This window comes from Salinimicrobium oceani (genome assembly GCF_012037645.1).
Genome location: NZ_JAAVJR010001062.1, coordinates 1 through 366 on the forward strand (window position 1 = coordinate 1; position 366 = coordinate 366).

1 protein-coding gene is annotated in these 366 nt (G+C 45.6%); it reads left to right on the plus strand.

What is annotated here, in order from left to right:
- Positions 1-366, plus strand: a 366-nt coding sequence (locus tag HC175_RS20780; protein WP_479685253.1) for a biotin/lipoyl attachment domain-containing protein, incomplete at both ends; no start/stop codon positions are given.

Sequence of the window (366 nt, forward strand, 5' to 3'; positions counted from 1 at the left end):
TTCAATGGTACCTTCGCCCCAATTGTGGCCAGTATGGGGAGGATCTTATTCTGGGATCCTTTTTCGGCTATAGGGATCTATGATCCGGTTGTTTATGCCGACTATAAAAGAGTTCCGGCGCCCGAATGGGAAGCAACTGTAGAGGGTAAATTCATCCTCCAAGAATGGTTAAAACCCGAAGGCACACAAGTAGAAGAAGGGGAAGCCCTCGCTGTTGTGGCAAAAGACGGAGAAAATATTACTGCTTATGCTAATGCCAGTGGAATTCTAAGATATCTTGTGAGTGAAGGTGGCGTAATCTATAATTCAGAAAATAAGGAGCACGTCATTGAGCAGGGGGCGCAATACCTCGCTGCCATAGATTAT